Origin of the sequence: Paenibacillus sp. 1A_MP2 (assembly GCF_052244825.1) — a bacterium.
In the GTDB taxonomy this organism is placed as follows: domain Bacteria; phylum Bacillota; class Bacilli; order Paenibacillales; family Paenibacillaceae; genus Paenibacillus; species Paenibacillus vandeheii.
In genome coordinates, this window is the sequence record NZ_JBQQCS010000001.1 from 3,007,616 (window position 1) to 3,025,667 (window position 18,052).

General features: G+C 45.8%; 18 protein-coding genes and 4 pseudogenes. 20 read left to right on the top strand and 2 right to left on the bottom strand.

Going from position 1 to position 18,052, the window contains the following annotated elements; all coding sequences use genetic code 11:
* Nucleotides 1–76: 76 nt before the first annotated feature.
* Entirely contained in the window at nucleotides 77–1,015 is a 939-nt protein-coding gene (locus ACTWJ7_RS14740) for a polysaccharide deacetylase family protein (RefSeq protein ID WP_301877624.1), read from the bottom strand.
* 94 nt (nucleotides 1,016–1,109) lie between these two features.
* On the opposite strand from ACTWJ7_RS14740, the gene ACTWJ7_RS14745 reads away from it, so the two are divergent.
* The 18 genes and pseudogenes from ACTWJ7_RS14745 (at nucleotide 1,110) to ACTWJ7_RS14830 (ending at nucleotide 14,397) form a co-directional block, all read left to right on the top strand.
* Nucleotides 1,110–1,466, top strand: a complete 357-nt coding sequence (locus ACTWJ7_RS14745) for a hypothetical protein (RefSeq protein WP_024630692.1) — start codon at nucleotides 1,110–1,112, stop codon at nucleotides 1,464–1,466.
* Nucleotides 1,467–1,652: 186 nt separating this feature from the next.
* The gene (locus ACTWJ7_RS14750; RefSeq protein ID WP_024630691.1) at nucleotides 1,653–2,267 is read left to right on the top strand and encodes a genetic competence negative regulator; all 615 of its coding nucleotides are present in this window, start codon (nucleotides 1,653–1,655) and stop codon (nucleotides 2,265–2,267) included.
* Nucleotides 2,268–2,310: 43 nt separating this feature from the next.
* Nucleotides 2,311–3,006 (top strand): glutamic-type intramembrane protease PrsW, encoded by a 696-nt coding sequence (gene prsW / locus ACTWJ7_RS14755; RefSeq protein ID WP_024630690.1) that lies wholly within the window; start codon nucleotides 2,311–2,313, stop codon nucleotides 3,004–3,006.
* Nucleotides 3,007–3,124: 118 nt separating this feature from the next.
* Complete coding sequence (locus tag ACTWJ7_RS14760; protein WP_167666101.1) at nucleotides 3,125–3,295, top strand: hypothetical protein; 171 nt, start codon at nucleotides 3,125–3,127, stop codon at nucleotides 3,293–3,295.
* Nucleotides 3,296–3,417: 122 nt separating this feature from the next.
* A complete protein-coding gene (ypeB, locus tag ACTWJ7_RS14765) occupies nucleotides 3,418–4,764 on the top strand; it encodes a germination protein YpeB (protein ID WP_079349432.1) in 1,347 nt (448 codons plus the stop codon).
* A gap of 154 nt (nucleotides 4,765–4,918) precedes the next feature.
* A complete protein-coding gene (locus ACTWJ7_RS14770) occupies nucleotides 4,919–5,572 on the top strand; it encodes a flagellar brake protein (RefSeq protein ID WP_079349431.1) in 654 nt (217 codons plus the stop codon).
* A 66-nt stretch (nucleotides 5,573–5,638) separates the two neighbouring features.
* Nucleotides 5,639–5,854 (top strand): hypothetical protein, encoded by a 216-nt coding sequence (locus ACTWJ7_RS14775; RefSeq protein WP_079349430.1) that lies wholly within the window; start codon nucleotides 5,639–5,641, stop codon nucleotides 5,852–5,854.
* Between the two features lie 115 nt (nucleotides 5,855–5,969).
* Nucleotides 5,970–6,674: a (d)CMP kinase gene (gene cmk, locus ACTWJ7_RS14780; protein ID WP_079349429.1), complete on the top strand. Its 705-nt coding sequence runs from the start codon at nucleotides 5,970–5,972 to the stop codon at nucleotides 6,672–6,674.
* Entirely contained in the window at nucleotides 6,671–7,258 is a 588-nt protein-coding gene (locus tag ACTWJ7_RS14785; RefSeq protein WP_024630685.1) for a lysophospholipid acyltransferase family protein, read from the top strand. Before cmk ends, ACTWJ7_RS14785 begins: the two co-directional genes overlap by 4 nt.
* A 145-nt stretch (nucleotides 7,259–7,403) precedes the next feature.
* The gene (gene rpsA, locus ACTWJ7_RS14790; RefSeq protein WP_024630684.1) at nucleotides 7,404–8,618 is read left to right on the top strand and encodes a 30S ribosomal protein S1; all 1,215 of its coding nucleotides are present in this window, start codon (nucleotides 7,404–7,406) and stop codon (nucleotides 8,616–8,618) included.
* 184 nt (nucleotides 8,619–8,802) lie between these two features.
* Complete coding sequence (der, locus tag ACTWJ7_RS14795; protein WP_024630683.1) at nucleotides 8,803–10,125, top strand: ribosome biogenesis GTPase Der; 1,323 nt, start codon at nucleotides 8,803–8,805, stop codon at nucleotides 10,123–10,125.
* Between the two features lie 11 nt (nucleotides 10,126–10,136).
* Nucleotides 10,137–10,715 (top strand): annotated as a pseudogene (gene plsY, locus ACTWJ7_RS14800) (glycerol-3-phosphate 1-O-acyltransferase PlsY); the annotation flags it as partial.
* Nucleotides 10,716–10,751: 36 nt separating this feature from the next.
* Nucleotides 10,752–11,790 (top strand): annotated as a pseudogene (locus ACTWJ7_RS14805) (NAD(P)H-dependent glycerol-3-phosphate dehydrogenase).
* Between the two features lie 100 nt (nucleotides 11,791–11,890).
* Nucleotides 11,891–12,165: pseudogene (locus ACTWJ7_RS14810) on the top strand (stage VI sporulation protein F).
* Between the two features lie 171 nt (nucleotides 12,166–12,336).
* Complete coding sequence (locus tag ACTWJ7_RS14815; protein WP_024630679.1) at nucleotides 12,337–12,516, top strand: DUF2768 family protein; 180 nt, start codon at nucleotides 12,337–12,339, stop codon at nucleotides 12,514–12,516.
* 83 nt (nucleotides 12,517–12,599) lie between these two features.
* On the top strand, nucleotides 12,600–13,217 hold the full coding sequence (locus tag ACTWJ7_RS14820; protein WP_301877609.1) for a hypothetical protein: 618 nt from the start codon (nucleotides 12,600–12,602) through the stop codon (nucleotides 13,215–13,217).
* An 18-nt stretch (nucleotides 13,218–13,235) separates the two neighbouring features.
* Complete coding sequence (locus ACTWJ7_RS14825; protein WP_301877608.1) at nucleotides 13,236–13,589, top strand: 2Fe-2S iron-sulfur cluster-binding protein; 354 nt, start codon at nucleotides 13,236–13,238, stop codon at nucleotides 13,587–13,589.
* Nucleotides 13,590–13,623: 34 nt separating this feature from the next.
* Complete coding sequence (locus ACTWJ7_RS14830; protein WP_443145581.1) at nucleotides 13,624–14,397, top strand: hypothetical protein; 774 nt, start codon at nucleotides 13,624–13,626, stop codon at nucleotides 14,395–14,397.
* 143 nt (nucleotides 14,398–14,540) lie between these two features.
* On the opposite strand, the gene ACTWJ7_RS14835 is transcribed toward ACTWJ7_RS14830, so the two are convergent.
* Nucleotides 14,541–14,744, bottom strand: coding sequence for a tautomerase family protein (locus ACTWJ7_RS14835; RefSeq protein ID WP_443146377.1), 204 nt, complete (start codon nucleotides 14,742–14,744; stop codon nucleotides 14,541–14,543).
* A 429-nt stretch (nucleotides 14,745–15,173) separates the two neighbouring features.
* Here ACTWJ7_RS14835 and spoIVA point away from each other — a divergent pair, with 429 nt between their 5' ends.
* Both spoIVA and ACTWJ7_RS14845 read left to right on the top strand, forming a co-directional pair.
* Nucleotides 15,174–16,652, top strand: a complete 1,479-nt coding sequence (gene spoIVA / locus ACTWJ7_RS14840; protein WP_024630674.1) for a stage IV sporulation protein A — start codon at nucleotides 15,174–15,176, stop codon at nucleotides 16,650–16,652.
* Nucleotides 16,653–16,869: 217 nt separating this feature from the next.
* A pseudogene (locus ACTWJ7_RS14845) lies at nucleotides 16,870–17,966 on the top strand (sugar ABC transporter substrate-binding protein).
* Nucleotides 17,967–18,052: the final 86 nt, after the last annotated feature.

Sequence of the window (18,052 nt, forward strand, 5' to 3'; positions counted from 1 at the left end):
GTTTGAGTTAACTTTGTATGTTGCTTCGGGTCAATTCCAGATTGATCACTAAGACTACACCGATTGTAATTGAAACTCAGCGTGCTTCCAGTTCAATGGAGCGAGGGTCGACGAATGTGTAGCCTTTCTGTTCGAGTTTGGTTAACAACTCATCCAATGCTTCAACCGTCCATGGCAACTCATGCATCAAAATATTACTGCCGGGATTTAATTGATCCAGCACATTCTGAATGACTTTCTCCGGTTTGTTTTTGGTGCTCTTATCCCAGTCCAGTGAGCCATTGGACCATGTCATATATAACATGCCGTTATTTTTGACTGTAGCCTTCAGTGCATCATTTCCGGATCCGAAAGGCGGGCGGAAGAACTGAGGCTCCACGCCAATCGTTTCTTTTACAATTTTTTGCACATCGGTTACCTGTTTGGCGGCTGCCGTAGTGGACATCTTTTTCAGATCTTCATGATCCCAGGCATGATTTCCTACAATCTGACCACGTTTATGAATGATCTCCAGCAACTCGGGATGACTTTTCACGCGGTATCCGTTAACAAAAAATATTGCTTTCGCGCCATGTTTATCCAATGTGTCGATTAATCCGTCAATCATTTTTTCTTCTTTAGGTCCATCATCAAATGTCAACAATACAATCTTGCTTTCGCTAGCTTTGTCGTTGGGTTTGATGTAATAATTGGCGTTCATGTGATACGTTTTTTCAATATTATCTTCGGTTGTTTGTCCAGAAGTGGTGTCATTTCCTTCCTTTTCTATTGTGGACGTTTCGTCACGCCTAGGTGATTCTTGATCAGATGTTGTGTCCGTAGTGGACTTGGACTGGGAATCATTGGTTTGTGTTTCTTCTGTGTCAGTGGCAGTTGGCTCGTTAGATTGCTCCTGCGTCGAAGTAACCGATCCATTGCTGGACATCGTGGATTCAGGCGTTATTTCATCCTTGGCTCCACACGCTGACAACAGCATGCAAACGATCATAATTAAGGCGGTGGTGTGTCTAATCATGACTTCAACTCGCTTTCCTGTATTTATGCGGAATGAGATGACGCGCTCCCGCAAACACTAGTTGTGATTTTAACATTAAAAGGAGGTTGGTGTAATGAAGGCGTCATCCTTTTTCTGGGGTGTTGTAATTGGTGTAGCAGCCACTTCTTGGCTGTCCAAAGGTAAAATGTCTATGCTGTCTTCCGGTTCATCCCGCAACATGATGAATCAGGCCAAACACAAAATGATGGAGATGACGTTCCCTGGTATGGACGGGTTCAGCTCCAAGTCAAACGAACAAAGCGGAGATTCCCACAAAAGTACGCATAAAAAAACAGCAAAACCGATTACTCCGCAGGAAAAAGAAGAGAACATGAACATGCTCAAAGATTTTATTCGCACCAATCCGGATGTTAAACATGAAGTTGAGCAAATCTTAACTCAAACAAACACAACAGTACCGGGTTTATAAACACAAACTTCCCATTAGAATCATCCACAGTCTTGTTTTGATGTGGAATGATTCTTTTTTGTCGATTTTACTTCGTGCATTTGGAGGTATAAAATGATAACATAACTACATAGATTTATTTTCAGCACATATTGTTTTGTGCTTCATAATCTGTTATAAGACTTGCTTATAAAGGGGAGATCCTGTATGAAAATAGAACGATTAAGTCACGATAAGATACGGATTTTCCTGACCTTTGACGATCTGAGCGAGCGCGGAATACAAAAGGAAGATATGTGGCAGGAAATACCTAGAGTTCATGAACTGTTCACTGAAATGATGGACCAGGCTTATTCCGAACTTGGATTTGATGCTACAGGTCCGCTTGCTGTCGAAGTATTCGCACTTCCCGCTCAAGGGATGGTTGTCATTGTTACCCGGGGGAAATATGATCCGCAACAATATGGTTCAGGTAACGAGGATGATCTGCCTGAAGAAGTATATGAGATGGAAGTTACACTGGAGCAAAGCGATTCCATCGTCTATGCATTCAAAGATTTTGAAGTGCTAATTGAGGCTGCACATATGTTGCGTCAGCACGTAACGGATGCTGGAAGACTCTATTCCTATAAAGACAAGTGGTTTTTGCATTTGGAACCGGATGACGTGGATTCCACCAAACACGCAGCGTTGATTGCACTGCTGGCTGAATTTGGTGAAGGGTCTTCAGTTACTCCAGCAGTCATGGAAGAGTATGGAAAGGTTGTTATGCCTGAGCAAGCGATTGAGGTTATTTGCACCCACTTCAAACGTCAGGATTAAGCTCTAGTTGTAATTGCGTTCTTAGTCAGAGGAGGGAATTTCGGTGCTTTTGTTTTCGGTTTTAGCGGCAGCAGTAGCTCCGGGTCTCGCCTTGTTAACATACTTTTATCTGAAAGACCGTTATGACTCTGAACCTCTTCACATGGTATTTCGAGTCTTTCTCATGGGAATTCTGATGGTATTACCTGTGATGATTATTCAGCGTGGCATGATGATCTGGCTTGGAGATAATCCTTATGTTGAAGCCATCCTCATTTCAGGTTGGGTTGAAGAGTTCGTCAAATGGTTTGTGATATACCATATTATCTATAACCATACCGAATTTGACGAGCCTTATGATGGGATTCTTTACTCCGTTGCTGTTTCACTCGGGTTTGCTACGGTTGAGAATGTGTTGTATGCCTTTGCGGGGAATGCTTCCGTCTCTGCCATGTTTATTCGTGCTTTGCTTCCTGTATCGGGTCACGCCATGTTTGCAGTAATTATGGGTTATTACATGGGGCGGGCCAAGTTCACGGATGGCAAGAAAAAACGTTGGTTTCTTATGCTCTCACTCGTTTTGCCGTTCTTCTGGCATGCACTTTACGATGTCATTATGAATACCATGGTGAATCATTGGTTGTGGTTCATTGCGCCATTGATGGCGGGATTATGGTACGGAGCAATCGGCAAGATTACAAGGGCCAACAATCGTTCTCCTTTTCGTTTTGTGAAGCGTGAGGAAGAGATTAAATTATAAAAATACGGACACACTGGTGGACATGGAGCGCAACCTGCGCCTGATGCCCTGGTGTGTTTTTTTTGCTGCAACAATAAAAATTCCCGGGGAAAGACAAATAGAAACGGGGATAAGCGTGATGAGAATCAAAATTAAAATCAGATGCAAACAATGTGGAGAACGTTTTACACTGCGAGGCAAGAAGGAACGCGGAAGAATCGAGACCGGTTTTAAACAGTGTTTGTGTGACAATCGGGATCAGTTCGAAATTGAGGAAGATGGCGGTACAACCTGGGTTCAATTGAATTAAACTAACGTCTTGGAACCATTCGTAATAAGCCCGTCATTGGACAGACTGGAAATCGCATGCATAAGAGGTCTTTCTTCGATCCACAATAGAGGTAGTGGCTTAGAAGAAAGGAGACTCTATCGATGTATAAACGTTTAAGTTCAGTTATGTTTCCGATATTTGCAGTTCTGCTAATCGGTGCTCTCGTATGGGGATACCAAGAGAACCAGGAGAAAAATGCAATTCTGATCAAGGCAGAGAATCAATACCAGCGTGCTTTTCACGATTTATCATTTCATATGGACAAATTGCACTCGGAGATTGGGAATACACTGGCGGTTCATGCCACGTCCCAAGGGATGCATCGTAAAGGTCTGATGAATGTATGGCGACTTACCAGTGAAGCGCAGAATGAAATTAACCAATTGCCGCTCACGATGCTGCCATTCAGTGAAACGGAGGAGTTTCTCTCCCGCATCTCCAACTTTGCTTATCAAGCGTCCATGCGTGATCTGACCAATGAACCTTTAAGTGAAAAGGAAATGGGTAACCTGAAAAAGCTTTATGCGAATTCATCCGAGATTACCAAAAATCTGCAGAATGTTCAGCAGAAAGTCCTTTCGGACCGTTTGCGCTGGATGGATGCGGAGTCGGCTATGGCGACGGAACAGCAAACAATGGATAATACCATCGTGGATGGATTCCGGACGGTCAACAAAAAGGTCCAGGAGTACCCTGAACTTGACTGGGGTCCTTCAGTCTCCAGCATTTATGCCAAACGTTCGGTGAAAAAGCTGGATGGCTTACCGATGACCAAAGAGCAGATCCAAACGAAAGCTGCCAAGTTTTCTGACGCCGAGCATAGTAAGATTCAAGTACAGGAAAATGGGAAAGGCACAGATTGGGAATCGTACACAGCCACGATTAATCAGTCCAAAGACAGTAAATTGATGATGGACTTTACACGTAATGGTGGTCTGCTCATCTCATACAGTGACACTCGTCCGATCGGGACAAAGAAAGTAACACGTAAAGATGCCATGTCAAAAGCGGATCAATTCCTTTCCAATAAGGGTTACAAAGATATGAAGGCGGTCAATTACGATGAGTTTGGCAATCTCGGTAACCTGACCTATGTGCGCAAACAAGGCGATACATTGATTTATCCGGAAAAAATGTCTGTTCGAGTAGGTCTCGATAACGGGGATGTTACCGGCTTCCAGGCAAGTGACTTCGTGTATGAGCATCAGAAGAAACGGGAGATTCCAAAAGCTACACTCACAGTTGAACAAGCCCGCAAAAAGCTGAATCCGGAATTCGAGGAGAGCTATGTTCGTAAGTCACTCATTAAGAATGATTACAGCAAAGAAGTTCTTTGTTACGAATTCGGCGGACGCATTAACGGCACGAAATATAGAATTTACATCAACGCCGATACAGGTATGGAAGAAGCTGTTGAGGAAATCAAACCGGTGAATGAGACCACATAACCTCCAGAAGTCAGCAGCTTGTTAAAAGGCAATTAGATTACGAAACAGACCACTAGTTGGTCTGTTTTTTGTTGTCCACTATGAGAAAGGTCATGGTATAATAGTCCTTGTACATATGATGTCAAGATAAAAAGCTAAGGTGGCGGTGAACAGCTTGTTTCCCAAAATAAATGAAGTTTTATACATCCAGATTGCCTCTGCAGATGAAAAAGAGGAAAGCAAAGAATATAAATCACGCATAGCGGATGTGGATGAGCATAGTTTCCTGATCGAAGTTCCAATGCAACAGGGAAGCAGTCGGTTGAAAAGGTTGTTTTTTGGTGAGGAATTGTCCATTTCTTATATTACGGAAGACGGGGTTCGTCATTATTTCAACACGTACGTTACCGGATTTGAAGAAGATGTGGTTCGTCTTGTACGAATTCGCAAACCTTTGCCGGATGACATTACCAAAATTCAACGTCGCAGTTTTCTGCGTGTTCATGCAAACCTTGAAATGGCTATACAGGGTGAAGATCTGACCCGAGCCGTGGGCTTGACTGAAGATATTGGCGGCGGTGGGTTGTCCATTTACGGTGAACCCAGTTTTCCAATTGCGGAAGGGCAAAAGCTGAAATGCTGGCTGCTTATTCCATATCGTAATGCAGTGATTGAACATGCGAATTTTGAAGCCGAAGTGGTGCGGATCAAAACACTGGAAACGGGCAGACAGTTGTGTATGTTAAAGTTTGTGCAGATTTCGGATTCGGAGCGGCAGAAGATCATCAAGTTTTGTTTTGAACGGCAATTGGATTATCGAACGAAATAAGAATCGTGATTGTCTGGATAAAGAGACAGTGGCGGGCACTGTAATGGAAAAACGGAGGTTCGGGTTGTGAACAATCGTCGCCATGCGTCCCGCAGATACGAGCGCCTATATTATGTATTGTCCAAGCGAATGGAGAGAAGGGCTCTGAAACTGATTACAGCTCTTCTCATTCTGCTTGTGATCTACCAGTTAATACTTCTTGTGCCTGATATAAAAAAAAATATGACCTCTATTGATCGTCTGGAAGGAACACCAATACAGATACAAACGGTGCACGAATAATAGCATCACTGATTTGTCTGTTTTTGCATCCATGTGTATAGTGTGGTATAATTTTGACGATGCAGGCAATGCCTGTTTTTTTATTGAGGCTTATCGTTTGAGGAGGAATGCCCCGTTGGCAAGCCAGAACACATCAGAGAACGGGAAGATGAACGTTGCAATTGACGGACCTGCCGGTGCCGGGAAAAGCACGGTGGCCCGATTGGTTGCAGAGGCGCTCGCGTATATATACGTTGATACTGGCGCAATGTACCGTGCGGTAACCCTGCATATGCTTCGGAAAGGTATTTCACCGGAAGATGTGTCAGAGGTGCTTCAGGAAACCCAAAAGCTGGTCATTGATTTACAACCGGATCCCGACGGACAGAAAGTGTTCTGTAATGGGGAAGATGTAACCTCGGAAATCCGCTCCCGTGAAGTGACGGGAATCGTGTCCCGATATGCGCAAATCGAGGGGCTGCGTACGCAATTGGTGGATACACAGCGGCAAATGGCTTTGCGCAAGGGCGTCGTCATGGATGGACGCGATATCGGAACGACAGTATTGCCCGACGCGGAAGTGAAAATCTTCATGACTGCCAGTGTGGAAGAGCGTGCACTTCGCCGCTTCAAAGAACTGGACCCCTCAGAAGGACTGACGTTGCAGCAACTTGAGCGAGACATTGCCACCCGTGATAAATTGGATGAAAGTCGGGAAGTATCCCCGCTTCGTTGTGCTGAGGACGCTATCGTGCTCGATACAACTGAGATGAGCATCCATGAAGTGGTTGACAAAATCGTGTCTTATTGCACAATGGTCAGAGGAGAGATCGGTCTATGATTTACACATTTTGCAGCACATTACTGCGGATCATTTACACCATTCTTTTCCGCCTGGAGGCAGTTGGACGGGAGAACATCCCGAAAGAAGGCGGCGTACTTTTATGTTCCAATCATATCAGTAACTTTGATCCTCCAACGGTAGGTATCAAGATTAGCCGTCAGGTGCGCTTCATGGCCAAAAGTGAATTGTTTGATGTTCCGGTCTTCGGCCGAATTATCAAAGCCGTAGGCGCTTTCCCCGTTAAACGTGGAGGCGTCAGCAAGGAATCCATCAAGACCTCACTCAACATTTTGCGTGATGGTGAAGTGCTTGGCATTTTTCCTTCGGGAAGTCGACACAATGATGGTGGCATCGGCAAAAAAGGGGCAGCGAGCTTCGCCCTCCGAAGTGGTGCTACAGTTATTCCTGCTGCTATTATCGGTAACTACAAGGTTTTTCGTAAGATGAAAGTGGTCTATGGAGCACCAGTGAATTTGGACGAGTTCAAGGAAGATCCATCCGGCGATGCGCTGGAGAGAGCGACGGAGAAGATTATGTCCAAGATTAATGAAATGGTGCAGACAGGCGTGCCAAGCAAATAATGGCGTCGTCGTCAGACAGCTGAGTGCATGTTTCCATATTTTTGAGGGAAGCTAAAGATGTTCATTCAGTGATGAAAGTGTTTTGAACTCTGCTACAGGCAGGTTTGAATATAATGGGGTTTTTGAATTGAGGAGGGTATTTGACATGTCGGAAGAAATGAAAAATCAAGAAGCAACCCAAGATGAGTTGGATCAATTCGTTTCCTTGAAAAAAGGAGATACCGTAAAAGGAACCATCGTCAAATTGGAAGATAACCAAGCCTATGTGAGCATTGGATATAAATATGACGGTGTAATTCCAATTCGTGAACTGTCTTCTCTGCACGTAGACAGCGCGTCTGATGCAGTTGAAGTTGGACAAGAAGTTGAAGCTAAAGTACTTAGCATCGACGACGAGAAAGAAAAACTCGTTCTGTCCAAACGTGCAATCGACAGCGAAAACGCTTGGGATCAATTGCAAAAGCATTTTGAAGACCAAGACGTATTCGAAGTTGTTGTAGCTGACGTTGTTAAAGGCGGTCTGGTAGCAGACGTGGGCGTACGCGGATTTATCCCGGCTTCCATGGTTGAACGCCATTTCGTTGAAGATTTCAGCGATTACAAAGGACGCACATTGCGTGTTAAAGTGAAAGAGATCGATCGTGAGAACAACAAAGTGATCCTTTCCCAAAAAGACGTACTTGAGCAAGAATTCGAAGCAAACAAAGTTAACGTTATGGCTGGTTTGCAAGAAGGCCAAGTGATCGAAGGTACGGTACAACGCTTGACTCAATTCGGTGCTTTCGTTGATGTAGGCGGAGTAGACGGATTGGTTCACGTATCCGAGCTGGCTTGGACACACGTTGACAAACCATCGGACGTTCTGTCTGAAGGCGATAAAGTAAACGTAAAAGTGCTGAAAGTTGATCCTGAAAAAGGTAAAATCAGCCTGAGCATGAAAGCTGTTCAACCAGGTCCTTGGGAAACAGCTGGCGACAAATTCAACTCTAGCGATATCGTAACAGGTGTTGTAAAACGTCTGGTTGACTTCGGTGCTTTTGTTGAAATCGCTCCTGGTGTTGAGGGACTTGTGCATATCTCGCAAATCTCCCACAAACATATTGGCACTCCGCACGAAGTGTTGAAAGAAGGACAAGAAGTTCAAGTTAAAATCTTGGACATGAACCCTTCTGAGCAACGTGTAAGCCTGAGCATCAAGGAAACTGAAGAAGCTCCTGCTCAAGCACAAAAATCAGAAAGACCAGCAAGAAACAATGCTCCACGTGAAGAAATCAACAACCCGAACGTTTCCATGAGCAATCAAGGTCTGAGCATCACGCTCGGCGAGCGCTTCGGTGACAAACTCAGCAAATTCAAATAAGTTATACATGAATGGTTCTTAGTTATATACTGCATATTTTGCTGAACAATAAAAGCAAGATCGGCGAGCCCCAGCGGGTTCGCCGATTGTTGTTATTGCGAGTATAACGGCATGAAACGTTAGCCAAGACAGGTGTTTTTTGCTATGATGAGTATCGTAAGTATGGACAGGAGGAGTGGAATGTATGGCAAGACCCGTTGTGGCAATTGTCGGGCGACCGAATGTGGGTAAATCCACCATTTTTAATCGGATCATCGGCGACAGATTGGCCATTGTGGAAGACAAGCCGGGCATTACCCGTGACCGTATCTACGGAATCGGCGAATGGAACGGTAAACCATTTAGCATTATCGATACAGGTGGTATCGAAATCGACGGCGAGGACGTCATTTTAAAATCAATCCGGATGCAGGCAGAGCTCGCCATTGAAGAAGCGGATGTTATTGTATTCATGTGTGATGCAAAAGCAGGGATTACGCAATCTGATGAAGAAGTCGCAGAGATGTTGTACCGCTCAGGTAAGCCTATCGTTGTAGCCGTTAACAAAGTGGATAATATCGGGCGCAGTGAGCTCATTTATGAGTTTTATGGATTTGGATTTGGTGATCCAATCGGAGTATCAGGAAGTCATGGTACAGGTGTAGGAGATTTGCTCGACGCCATCGTAGAGAAATTACCTGAACTTGAGGAAGAGACTTACGATGACGATGTCATTCGTGTAGCTCTGATCGGACGTCCTAACGTGGGTAAATCTTCATTGGTGAACGCCATTTTGGGCGAAGAACGTGTTATTGTCAGTGATGTTGCTGGAACAACGCGGGACGCTATTGATACACCGTTTGAAAAAGACGGCCAGCGTTATGTGCTGATCGACACAGCAGGTATGCGTAAACGTGGTAAAGTCTATGAAACCACGGAGAAATACAGCGTAATGCGTGCGATGCGTGCCATTGAGCGTGCAGATGTTGTTCTGATTGTTATTAATGGCGAAGAAGGCATTATTGAGCAGGACAAGCACATTGCGGGTTACGCATTCGAAGCAGGTAAAGCTTCTATGTTTGTTGTGAACAAATGGGACGTTGTCGAGAAGTCTGATAAAACAATGAATGAGTTTGAGAAAAAAATTCGGGATCATTTCCTGTTTATGACTTACGCTCCGGTTGTATTTTTGTCAGCTAAGACAAAACAACGCTTACAAAAATTGTTGCCTGTTGTGCAGCGTGTAGCACAGCAGCATTCTATGCGTGTTCAGACGCATCTGCTTAACGATGTCGTGTCTGATGCAGTGGCGATTAATCCGCCGCCAACAGATAAAGGGCGCAGAATGAGAATTAACTATGTGACGCAGGTTGCCGTTAAACCTCCGACCATGGTTATCTTTGTAAACGATCCGGAATTGATGCACTTTTCTTATGAACGTTACCTGGAGAATAAAATTCGTGCAGCGTTTGATTTTGAAGGGACACCAATTCGCATATTTACTCGGAGGAAGTCCGACGAAGGTTAGGGGAGAAGTTTGTGATTTTACAAATCGCAGCGATTGTCCTGAGTTATCTGCTCGGTTCAATCAGCTTTAGTGTCCTCCTTGCAAAAGCACTACGGGGGATCGATATCCGTCAGCACGGAAGCGGAAATGCAGGAGCCACCAATACTTTGCGGATATTGGGAAAAGGGCCGGCAATTCTGGTACTGCTGCTGGATGTACTCAAAGGTATTGCGGCCGTTTGGATTGGGGTTTGGTTCAGCAACGGTTCCGATTGGATTCCTGCACTTAGTGGTATAGCTGCTATTGCAGGACATAACTGGCCGCTGTACTTCCGTTTCCGTGGAGGAAAAGGAATCGCGACAGCAATCGGTGTGCTCGTGACTCTTGCACTTATTCCTGCGCTGTGCGCCGGGGTATTTGCCATCCTGTCCATCGTATTGACACGATATGTTTCACTGGGTTCCCTTATTTTTGTAGCTTTGACACCGCTCTTCATCCTTGTGTTACCCGGATATTCAATGAGTATCTTCTGGGGAAGTCTGATTATTTGTCTGTTTGCGTTCTGGAGACATCGTACCAATATTGCGAAGCTCGCCAAAGGACAGGAAAATAAATTGGGATCGAAAAACCCTGGAGGGGAAAACGCGTTGTCTAAAAAAGTTGCTGTTCTGGTTGCGGGCAGTTGGGGTACTGCACTCGCCAGTGTATTGGCTGCCAATCAGCTGGATGTGATCATGTGGACACGTGGTGAAGACCAGGCCACAGAGATCAATACTAAACATACCAACCAACGCTTCCTTCCCGATGCAGAGCTGTCGCCCCGTATTCAGGCAACAACGGATATGGCAAAGGCAGTTGAAGGGGCTTCAGCTGTGTTAATTGTTGCTCCTTCATCGGCGATGCGTTCGGTTGCTCATCAGCTTAAGGCCCATTACAAACCGGAAATGTTAATCATTCATGCAACCAAGGGTTTCGAGACAGAAAGCTTGAAACGCATGTCCACGGTCATATCGGAAGAACTTGAATGTGAAGAAGGACGTGTCGTTGTACTTTCTGGTCCAAGCCATGCGGAAGAAGTGGTTAAGCGTTGCCCAACAACGGTTGTTGTGGCATCACTGGATAAAGCTTCTGCCGAGGCAGCCCAAGGTTTATTTATGAATGCTTATTTCCGTGTGTACACAAATCGAGATATGATCGGTGTAGAGCTGGCGGGAGCGTTCAAAAATATTATCGCGCTGGGAGCAGGTATGTCAGATGGCCTTAACTTTGGTGACAATGCCAAAGCTGCGCTGCTAACACGTGGGCTGGCCGAGATCACACGCATAGGTGTGGAGATGGGAGCGAATCCGCTCACGTTCTCTGGACTTGCAGGGATCGGCGATTTGGTCGTGACCGCGACGAGTCAGCACAGTCGTAACTGGAGAGCAGGTTCCTTGCTGGGCAAAGGCCAGAAGCTGGACGATGTTTTGAGTTCCATGGGCATGGTTGTGGAAGGCATTCGGACCACGCAGGCCGCCCACTTTATTTCTCAGAAATACGGTGTGCAAATGCCGATTGCAGATCAGCTTTATCACGTTCTTTTCAGAGAGACAGCCGCGGGATGCGGTTGAAGCATTGATGGGACGTGATCCGAAGACCGAAATGGAAGTCATGACGCTTGAAACCTGGGAGCAGTGGCATTCCTGATGGTCGCGTAGGCGGCTTTCCCGAAATGAGAAAGCTTATTCACCTTTTTTGCGGTGCACTCATACTATACACATGAGTATTGCCGGAGGAGGGGAGACGAATGGCTAACAACATTTCCAAGGAAGCGCTGAAAGCGATCAACAAAAAACAGGGAAACCGATTACGGAAGGTGCCGTCAAAAAATTGGCGAGTACAGTAAAACCGTCCACCATGCAAAATGAAGCTCAGTTGCGCCAACTGATCAAGCAAGTATCCGCCATGGCAAAAGTGCCGGTATCTGAGGATACAGTTCAGGATATCGTGAGTGCCGTCAAAAAAAGCGGATTAAACCCAAACAGTATGGAATCATTAATGAAAATGATGATGAAAAAATAATAGATCGCGCCTGTTCTGCAATCGATCGAGCAAGACAAAAAGACGAGTCGGCATCTGCCGGCTTGCTTTTTGTCTTTTTTTTGGAAAGTGGAGCTAAGTTTCGTGTTATAATAGTTACAATTGTCACAGTGTCAGTGATGAATAACGGACTGAAGGGGAGAACTCTGGAATATGAACGCAATGGACAAGATGTGGCTTTCATTGGTCGCAATCCTCATTATGGGACTTTCTGTATTCCTGATTACGTTTGCTCGTGCCAAAACGAAAGGAATTGTACGGGGAATTCTTTCGTTAATTGCTTTTCTCATTATGCTGATTGGCTTTTTCGGCGGAATAGCTTCTCTAACCTGATCTTTCTCGCCTGAGAGATAACATCCGCATAAACACATCATAAGAGCTGACACAACGAAAACGGATGAAGGGAAGGTGAGCCAATGAGGCCGCATAAAACGGAGGATCGGACAGAGCGCTATCCGGAATTACACGCGGCTTTGCTGGAGACGGCGAAAGCCTGGGATACAGAGCCTCATACGTGGTTGCTTGGGGGCAGCTGTGGATTATTGCTCCAACAGGTGGAGTTACAGCAGGCTCCCAGAGATATTGACATTTACGCTGATATCACCGCTGCGAAGGTGCTGCATAAATCTGCGCCTGGATTGGTGCTGGACGAGCCTGTGGTAGATAAGACTGGACCTTATGCCTCGCTGCTTAGTCATTATCAGGTAGGGGCTTGTGCGTTGGAGCTGGTTGGTGGTTTTGAAGTGTGGGCACGTAAAAGTTGGTACCGTATTGAAATTGAACATGTATTGTTCGAGTATGCACCTGAGGCGAAAGTGGGCTCGTACACATTGCGACTAATGCCGCTTGCGCATGAGCTGTTGTTCAATCTGATGAGAGGTCGAGCCGATCGGTATGAACCCATCGCAAGAGAGATTCGGAAGATGCCCGAATTACATCAACCTCTAATGATTTTATTGGGGCAGCAAAATATTTGGACAAGTCGATTCAGAGCAGAAGTGGAAGAGCTTGTTGGCTTCGAATGGCCTCAGTAGGTTGAGGGAGGAAGAGTTATGGATTACAATATTACTTTTTTACCACAAAATAAGACGATTCGGCTAAAGCCAGGGGTAACGCTGCTAAATGCTGCACGCCGTGCAGGGGTAAAGATAGCAACTCGTTGTGATGGAAAGGCAGCCTGCCTGATGTGTAAGGTGAAAGTAGATGCGGAATATTTTGCTGCGCTGCATCCACCAACAGATGCGGAGAAGCATAAGCTGGGTTCGCTGCTGGATGCAGGCACCCGGCTATCTTGTCAGGCGAAAGTGCGGGGATCCGTAACGGTTCATGTTCCGGAGGACCCCTTGAAGGCGGCGATTCGTAAACAACTGGAGCGTCAGCAGCAGGAAGAGGATGATTGGTTCTAAGAATACGGAGTGGAACGATTCAAGGAGGATACGGATGAACGTGAATATGACGAAGAACGTGAAGCCACGTAGGCAGAGGCGTCAGCTGCAGAAGATGTCCTGTCTACTCGTATTTCTGTTGTTTGCTATGACAGCAACAGGGTGTATGTATCAATCTCAGAGTAATCCCGATCCCAAAGTAGCTTATAAGGAGAGTGTAAGCCGTATTCAAACTGCGGTAGAAGCGTTCCAACAGGATCAAGGGATTTTGCCCATGATCAATGCAGATATGGAAACACCTAAATATGAAAAATTCAGAGTCGATCTGTCCAAGCTGAAACAGCAGGGATATCTGGATGAAATACCCGGAACGGCGTTCGAAAGTGGTGGCAGCGCTTACTTTCTCATTCAGGATGAAGAAGTGAAGCCAACAATTAAAGTCATGGATCTTCAAACCGTGCAGAAAGTAAATGATGTTCAACGAATGGTTAATCAGTATAAGTCCGTACATAACAATCAACTGCCACGCGGGGAAGAACTGTATCCGGATCTATACGTTGTAGATATGGAACAAGCTGCACAGGCTGGTACCCGAGCGGTTACGTTGAGTAGTGTATATTCAGGTCAGGAGCTGCCTTTCATGATGGATGTCGAGGGCAATGTCTATGTGGATTATGCCTTTGACATTATGCAGGCTGTAGAGAAGTCAGAGAAGCCTCCAACGAACGCGGAAGATATGCGTGAATTTTTGCTGGAGCATTCTTACTTTGTCCCTGTCAAATCGGTGGCCTACACGTGGCAGAATAACACTCCGGTTGCAAAAAAGTAATCATGAGGCATTCATTCGATTCGAATGCATGCGATCCAATGATTAGCCCTAAAAGAGATATTCCGCATCACGGGATATCTCTTTCTTGTATGTTAGTTTAAAGTCAAATTATATGGTCCGTAAGTTTTACTCAGATGATCTGTTCAGATCTCCACTTTATAACTCAAGTTAAGTTCATCGCCAGGCAATCCGCGGATACCCCAATGACTGCGTGGTGTTTCAAATATGGTAATTTCCACATCATTGGGCGACAGTTTTAACTGTTCATTTATTCGAGTGAATAATTGCTGAATAAGCTCTTTTTTGACTTGATCTGTTCGGCCTTCGAACATGCTGATTTCAATTATGGTATATCCATTTGATCGATCGGCGGGAAAAGAAAATCCGCTGTGTCCATGGGGAAATAACGATGAAACTTCTTGTTCTCAGCAACGAACCGGCATAAAAGCTTTGGTACGCTCATAAAGTAGATTGAAATAAAGACGCGCAGTCCGAGAGCGGGGCGATTCTCTTAAGGTCACTACCTTGAGAAAAAAACAAAAAATACGCGTCATAATGCTGCATACGGATACATAAGATGATACTAGTCCAATTGCATGTACGAGTTAACGCCGCTTTCGCCGGTTTCATCAGAATGCAACGTTCGGCGGCGGACGACTTCCGGGCACTCACAAAGGCGGCTCTACCGTTGCAGGGATTTCAGTCTTCTGATTGAAAAAACGAAGCGGATGCTCTTTAGCATTTTTCCTTCGGAGTAATTTAGGGAGGGGATTTCATTGGAGAAAGTGGACATTTTTAAGGACATTGCCGAGCGGACCGGAGGGGATATTTATCTCGGGGTTGTCGGCGCAGTCCGGACAGGTAAATCAACATTTATCAAACGTTTCATGGAAACGATTGTGCTGCCAAACATCACAAACGAGGCAGACCGTGCCAGGGCAGTAGATGAACTGCCCCAGAGCGCAGCTGGCAAAACCATCATGACGACGGAGCCAAAATTCGTACCGAATAACGCGGTTCAAATCAAGGTCGCAGAGGGACTTGATGTCAATGTGCGTCTTGTGGATTGTGTAGGTTACGCAGTGGAAGGAGCCAAGGGATACGAGGACGAGAATGGACCACGCATGATCTCCACGCCTTGGTTTGAAGAACCGATTCCGTTCCAGGAAGCTGCCGAAATTGGCACACGCAAGGTCATTCAGGAGCATTCCACACTGGGTGTTGTGGTCACAACAGATGGCACGATTGCGGAGATTGCCCGGAGCTCCTATGTGGAATCTGAGGAACGTGTCATTGCTGAACTGAAGGAAGTGGGTAAACCATTCGTGTTGGTGATCAACTCGACTCGCCCTCGCAGTGAAGAAGCGCTGCAATTGCGCAGTGAGCTTGCTGCCAAGTATGACATTCCGGTCATGACCCTCAGTGCAGCTACAATGACAGAAGACGATGTGACAGGTGTGCTTCGCGAAGTGCTGTATGAGTTCCCTGTACATGAAGTGAATGTGAATCTGCCGAGCTGGGTAATGGTGCTGAACGAAAATCACTGGCTGCGCAGCAACTACGAAAATTCCGTGCGCGACACGGTTAAGGATATTCGCAGGCTGCGTGATGTGGATCGGGTTGTTGCTCAGTTCATGGAATATGAATTCATCGACCGTGCCGGTCTGAGCGGCATGAACATGGGGCAGGGTGTGGCAGAAATTGATCTGTATGCACCGGATGAATTATACGATCAGATCCTCGTGGAAGTCGTTGGTATTGAAATTCGAGGCAAGGACCATCTGCTGCAGTTGATGCAGGAATTCTCCCATGCGAAGAGGGAGTACGATCGCTTCGCTGAAGCGCTGGAGATGGTCAAAACGACCGGCTACGGTATCGCAGCTCCATCCCTCGCCGAGATGGCACTGGATGAACCAGAGCTCATCCGGCAGGGTACGAAGTTCGGCGTCCGCCTGAAAGCAACCGCACCATCCATTCACATGATCCGGGTTGATGTGGAATCGGAGTTTGCACCGATTATCGGAACGGAGAAACAGAGTGAGGAACTGGTGAGGTACTTGATGCAGGACTTCGAGAACGATCCAATCAAGGTTTGGGATTCAGATATGTTCGGTCGTTCGCTGCATTCCATCGTGAGAGAAGGCATTCAGGGTAAAATTGCGATGATGCCAGATAACGCACGATACAAGCTGCAAGAGACGCTGGGACGCATCATTAACGAAGGTTCAGGTGGATTGATCGCCATTATTCTGTAAGGCCAAAAGACCGTAAAGGCCCCCCTTTACGGTCTTTTTCTTGTGTTATTTTCATGATTTTGGATGAACTGGATAAGATGATTTAGTTCCTGAAAAAACTTAGCGAGTTTTAGCTTTAAATTACTAAAACCCATTTACATACTAGGGATTAGCCGTTATATTAATATTCAATGATTGTGATCGAGATCACAGAGAGTGTGAACAGGGGGAGAAAGAGATGAGAAGGAAAGATTCAAAATGGGTATGGTTGAGTGTGCTGCTTGTATTTACATTGGCGCTGTCCGCTTGCGGAATTAAAAAAGAGCCTGCTTCAACTACAGCTTCTGGCACGACAGAGGACAAGCCTCAAACCGAAGCAGTAACAGGTCCACTCAGTGGAAAACGCATTGCATTGATTATGGAATTTAACACAGGTACGTTCTCGCAGCAATATGTGCAAGGGGTTAAAGAAGAAATTGAAAAATTCGGTGGAGAACTGACTACGTTTGTCGCCGATAATGATAAAGCCAAAATGGTATCGTTGCTCGATAGTGCAATTAACCAGAAGTTCGATGCTATTCTGACGGATCACGGGGATTCCTTGCTGGAGCCTGGGGTGAAAAAAGCAGTAGAACAAAAAATTCCGGTTGTTGTGTTCGATGCAGACATTAGTGTTCCGGGAGCAACAGTGTTGTCCCAAGATGATCAGAAGATGGCTGAGCTTACGCTGGAGCAAATGAAAAAGATATTAATGGACAAGGCAACATCGTAAAAGTATGGGTGGCTGGCTTTGCGCCAATGGAACGTCGTCAGGTTGCTTATGGCAAGTTCTTGAAAGAGAACCCGGACATCAAGGAGATTGCAACGTTTGGTTCAGCACAGAATCCGGCGCTGGATACACAAGCCAAAATGGAAGCGATTCTGAAACAATATCCAAAAGGTGAAATTACAGCGGTATGGACTGCATGGGATGAATTTGCCAAAGGTGCAGCGCGTGCTATTCAGCAAGCAGGACGTGACGAGATTAAGGTATACGGTATTGACATGAGTGATGAAGATTTGCAGATGATCCAGGATCCGAAAAACCCTTGGGTGGCTTCTGCTGCCGTTGATCCTACAGACATTGGGCGTGTTCAGGTTCGTTATGCGTACCAGAAGCTGAATGGGGATGAGACAGAGGATCAAGTGGTTCTTAATCCGGTGTATGTACAGCGTGATGCGTTGCCTGACAAACAAATCTCCACTTCAGAGCTGTCCGAGTACGTTGAGGGCTGGGGAGGAAGTACACAGGGAATCAAGGATTGGATGTCAGAATACGGAGTTACTGCTAAATAAAGCAGCGTAACGAGGCGCGTTTTTTCTAACCATGATGAAAATAAAACGACTTGAGAATAGTGATACTCCCAGAGGGGAGCGATTGG

Bases quoted from the DNA above. Each gene is read 5' to 3' on its own strand.
- rpsA (WP_024630684.1), top strand. From the start codon at position 7,404: ATGTCGGAAGAAATGAAAAATCAAGAAGCAACCCAAGATGAGTTGGAT.
- ACTWJ7_RS14830 (WP_443145581.1), top strand. From the start codon at position 13,624: ATGAACGTGAATATGACGAAGAACGTGAAGCCACGTAGGCAGAGGCGT.
- ACTWJ7_RS14825 (WP_301877608.1), top strand. From the start codon at position 13,236: ATGGATTACAATATTACTTTTTTACCACAAAATAAGACGATTCGGCTA.
- ACTWJ7_RS14815 (WP_024630679.1), top strand. From the start codon at position 12,337: ATGAACGCAATGGACAAGATGTGGCTTTCATTGGTCGCAATCCTCATT.
- der (WP_024630683.1), top strand. From the start codon at position 8,803: ATGGCAAGACCCGTTGTGGCAATTGTCGGGCGACCGAATGTGGGTAAA.
- ACTWJ7_RS14750 (WP_024630691.1), top strand. From the start codon at position 1,653: ATGAAAATAGAACGATTAAGTCACGATAAGATACGGATTTTCCTGACC.
- ACTWJ7_RS14745 (WP_024630692.1), top strand. From the start codon at position 1,110: ATGAAGGCGTCATCCTTTTTCTGGGGTGTTGTAATTGGTGTAGCAGCC.
- ypeB (WP_079349432.1), top strand. From the start codon at position 3,418: ATGTATAAACGTTTAAGTTCAGTTATGTTTCCGATATTTGCAGTTCTG.
- ACTWJ7_RS14820 (WP_301877609.1), top strand. From the start codon at position 12,600: ATGAGGCCGCATAAAACGGAGGATCGGACAGAGCGCTATCCGGAATTA.
- ACTWJ7_RS14740 (WP_301877624.1), bottom strand. From the start codon at position 1,015: ATGATTAGACACACCACCGCCTTAATTATGATCGTTTGCATGCTGTTG.
- ACTWJ7_RS14785 (WP_024630685.1), top strand. From the start codon at position 6,671: ATGATTTACACATTTTGCAGCACATTACTGCGGATCATTTACACCATT.
- ACTWJ7_RS14760 (WP_167666101.1), top strand. From the start codon at position 3,125: ATGAGAATCAAAATTAAAATCAGATGCAAACAATGTGGAGAACGTTTT.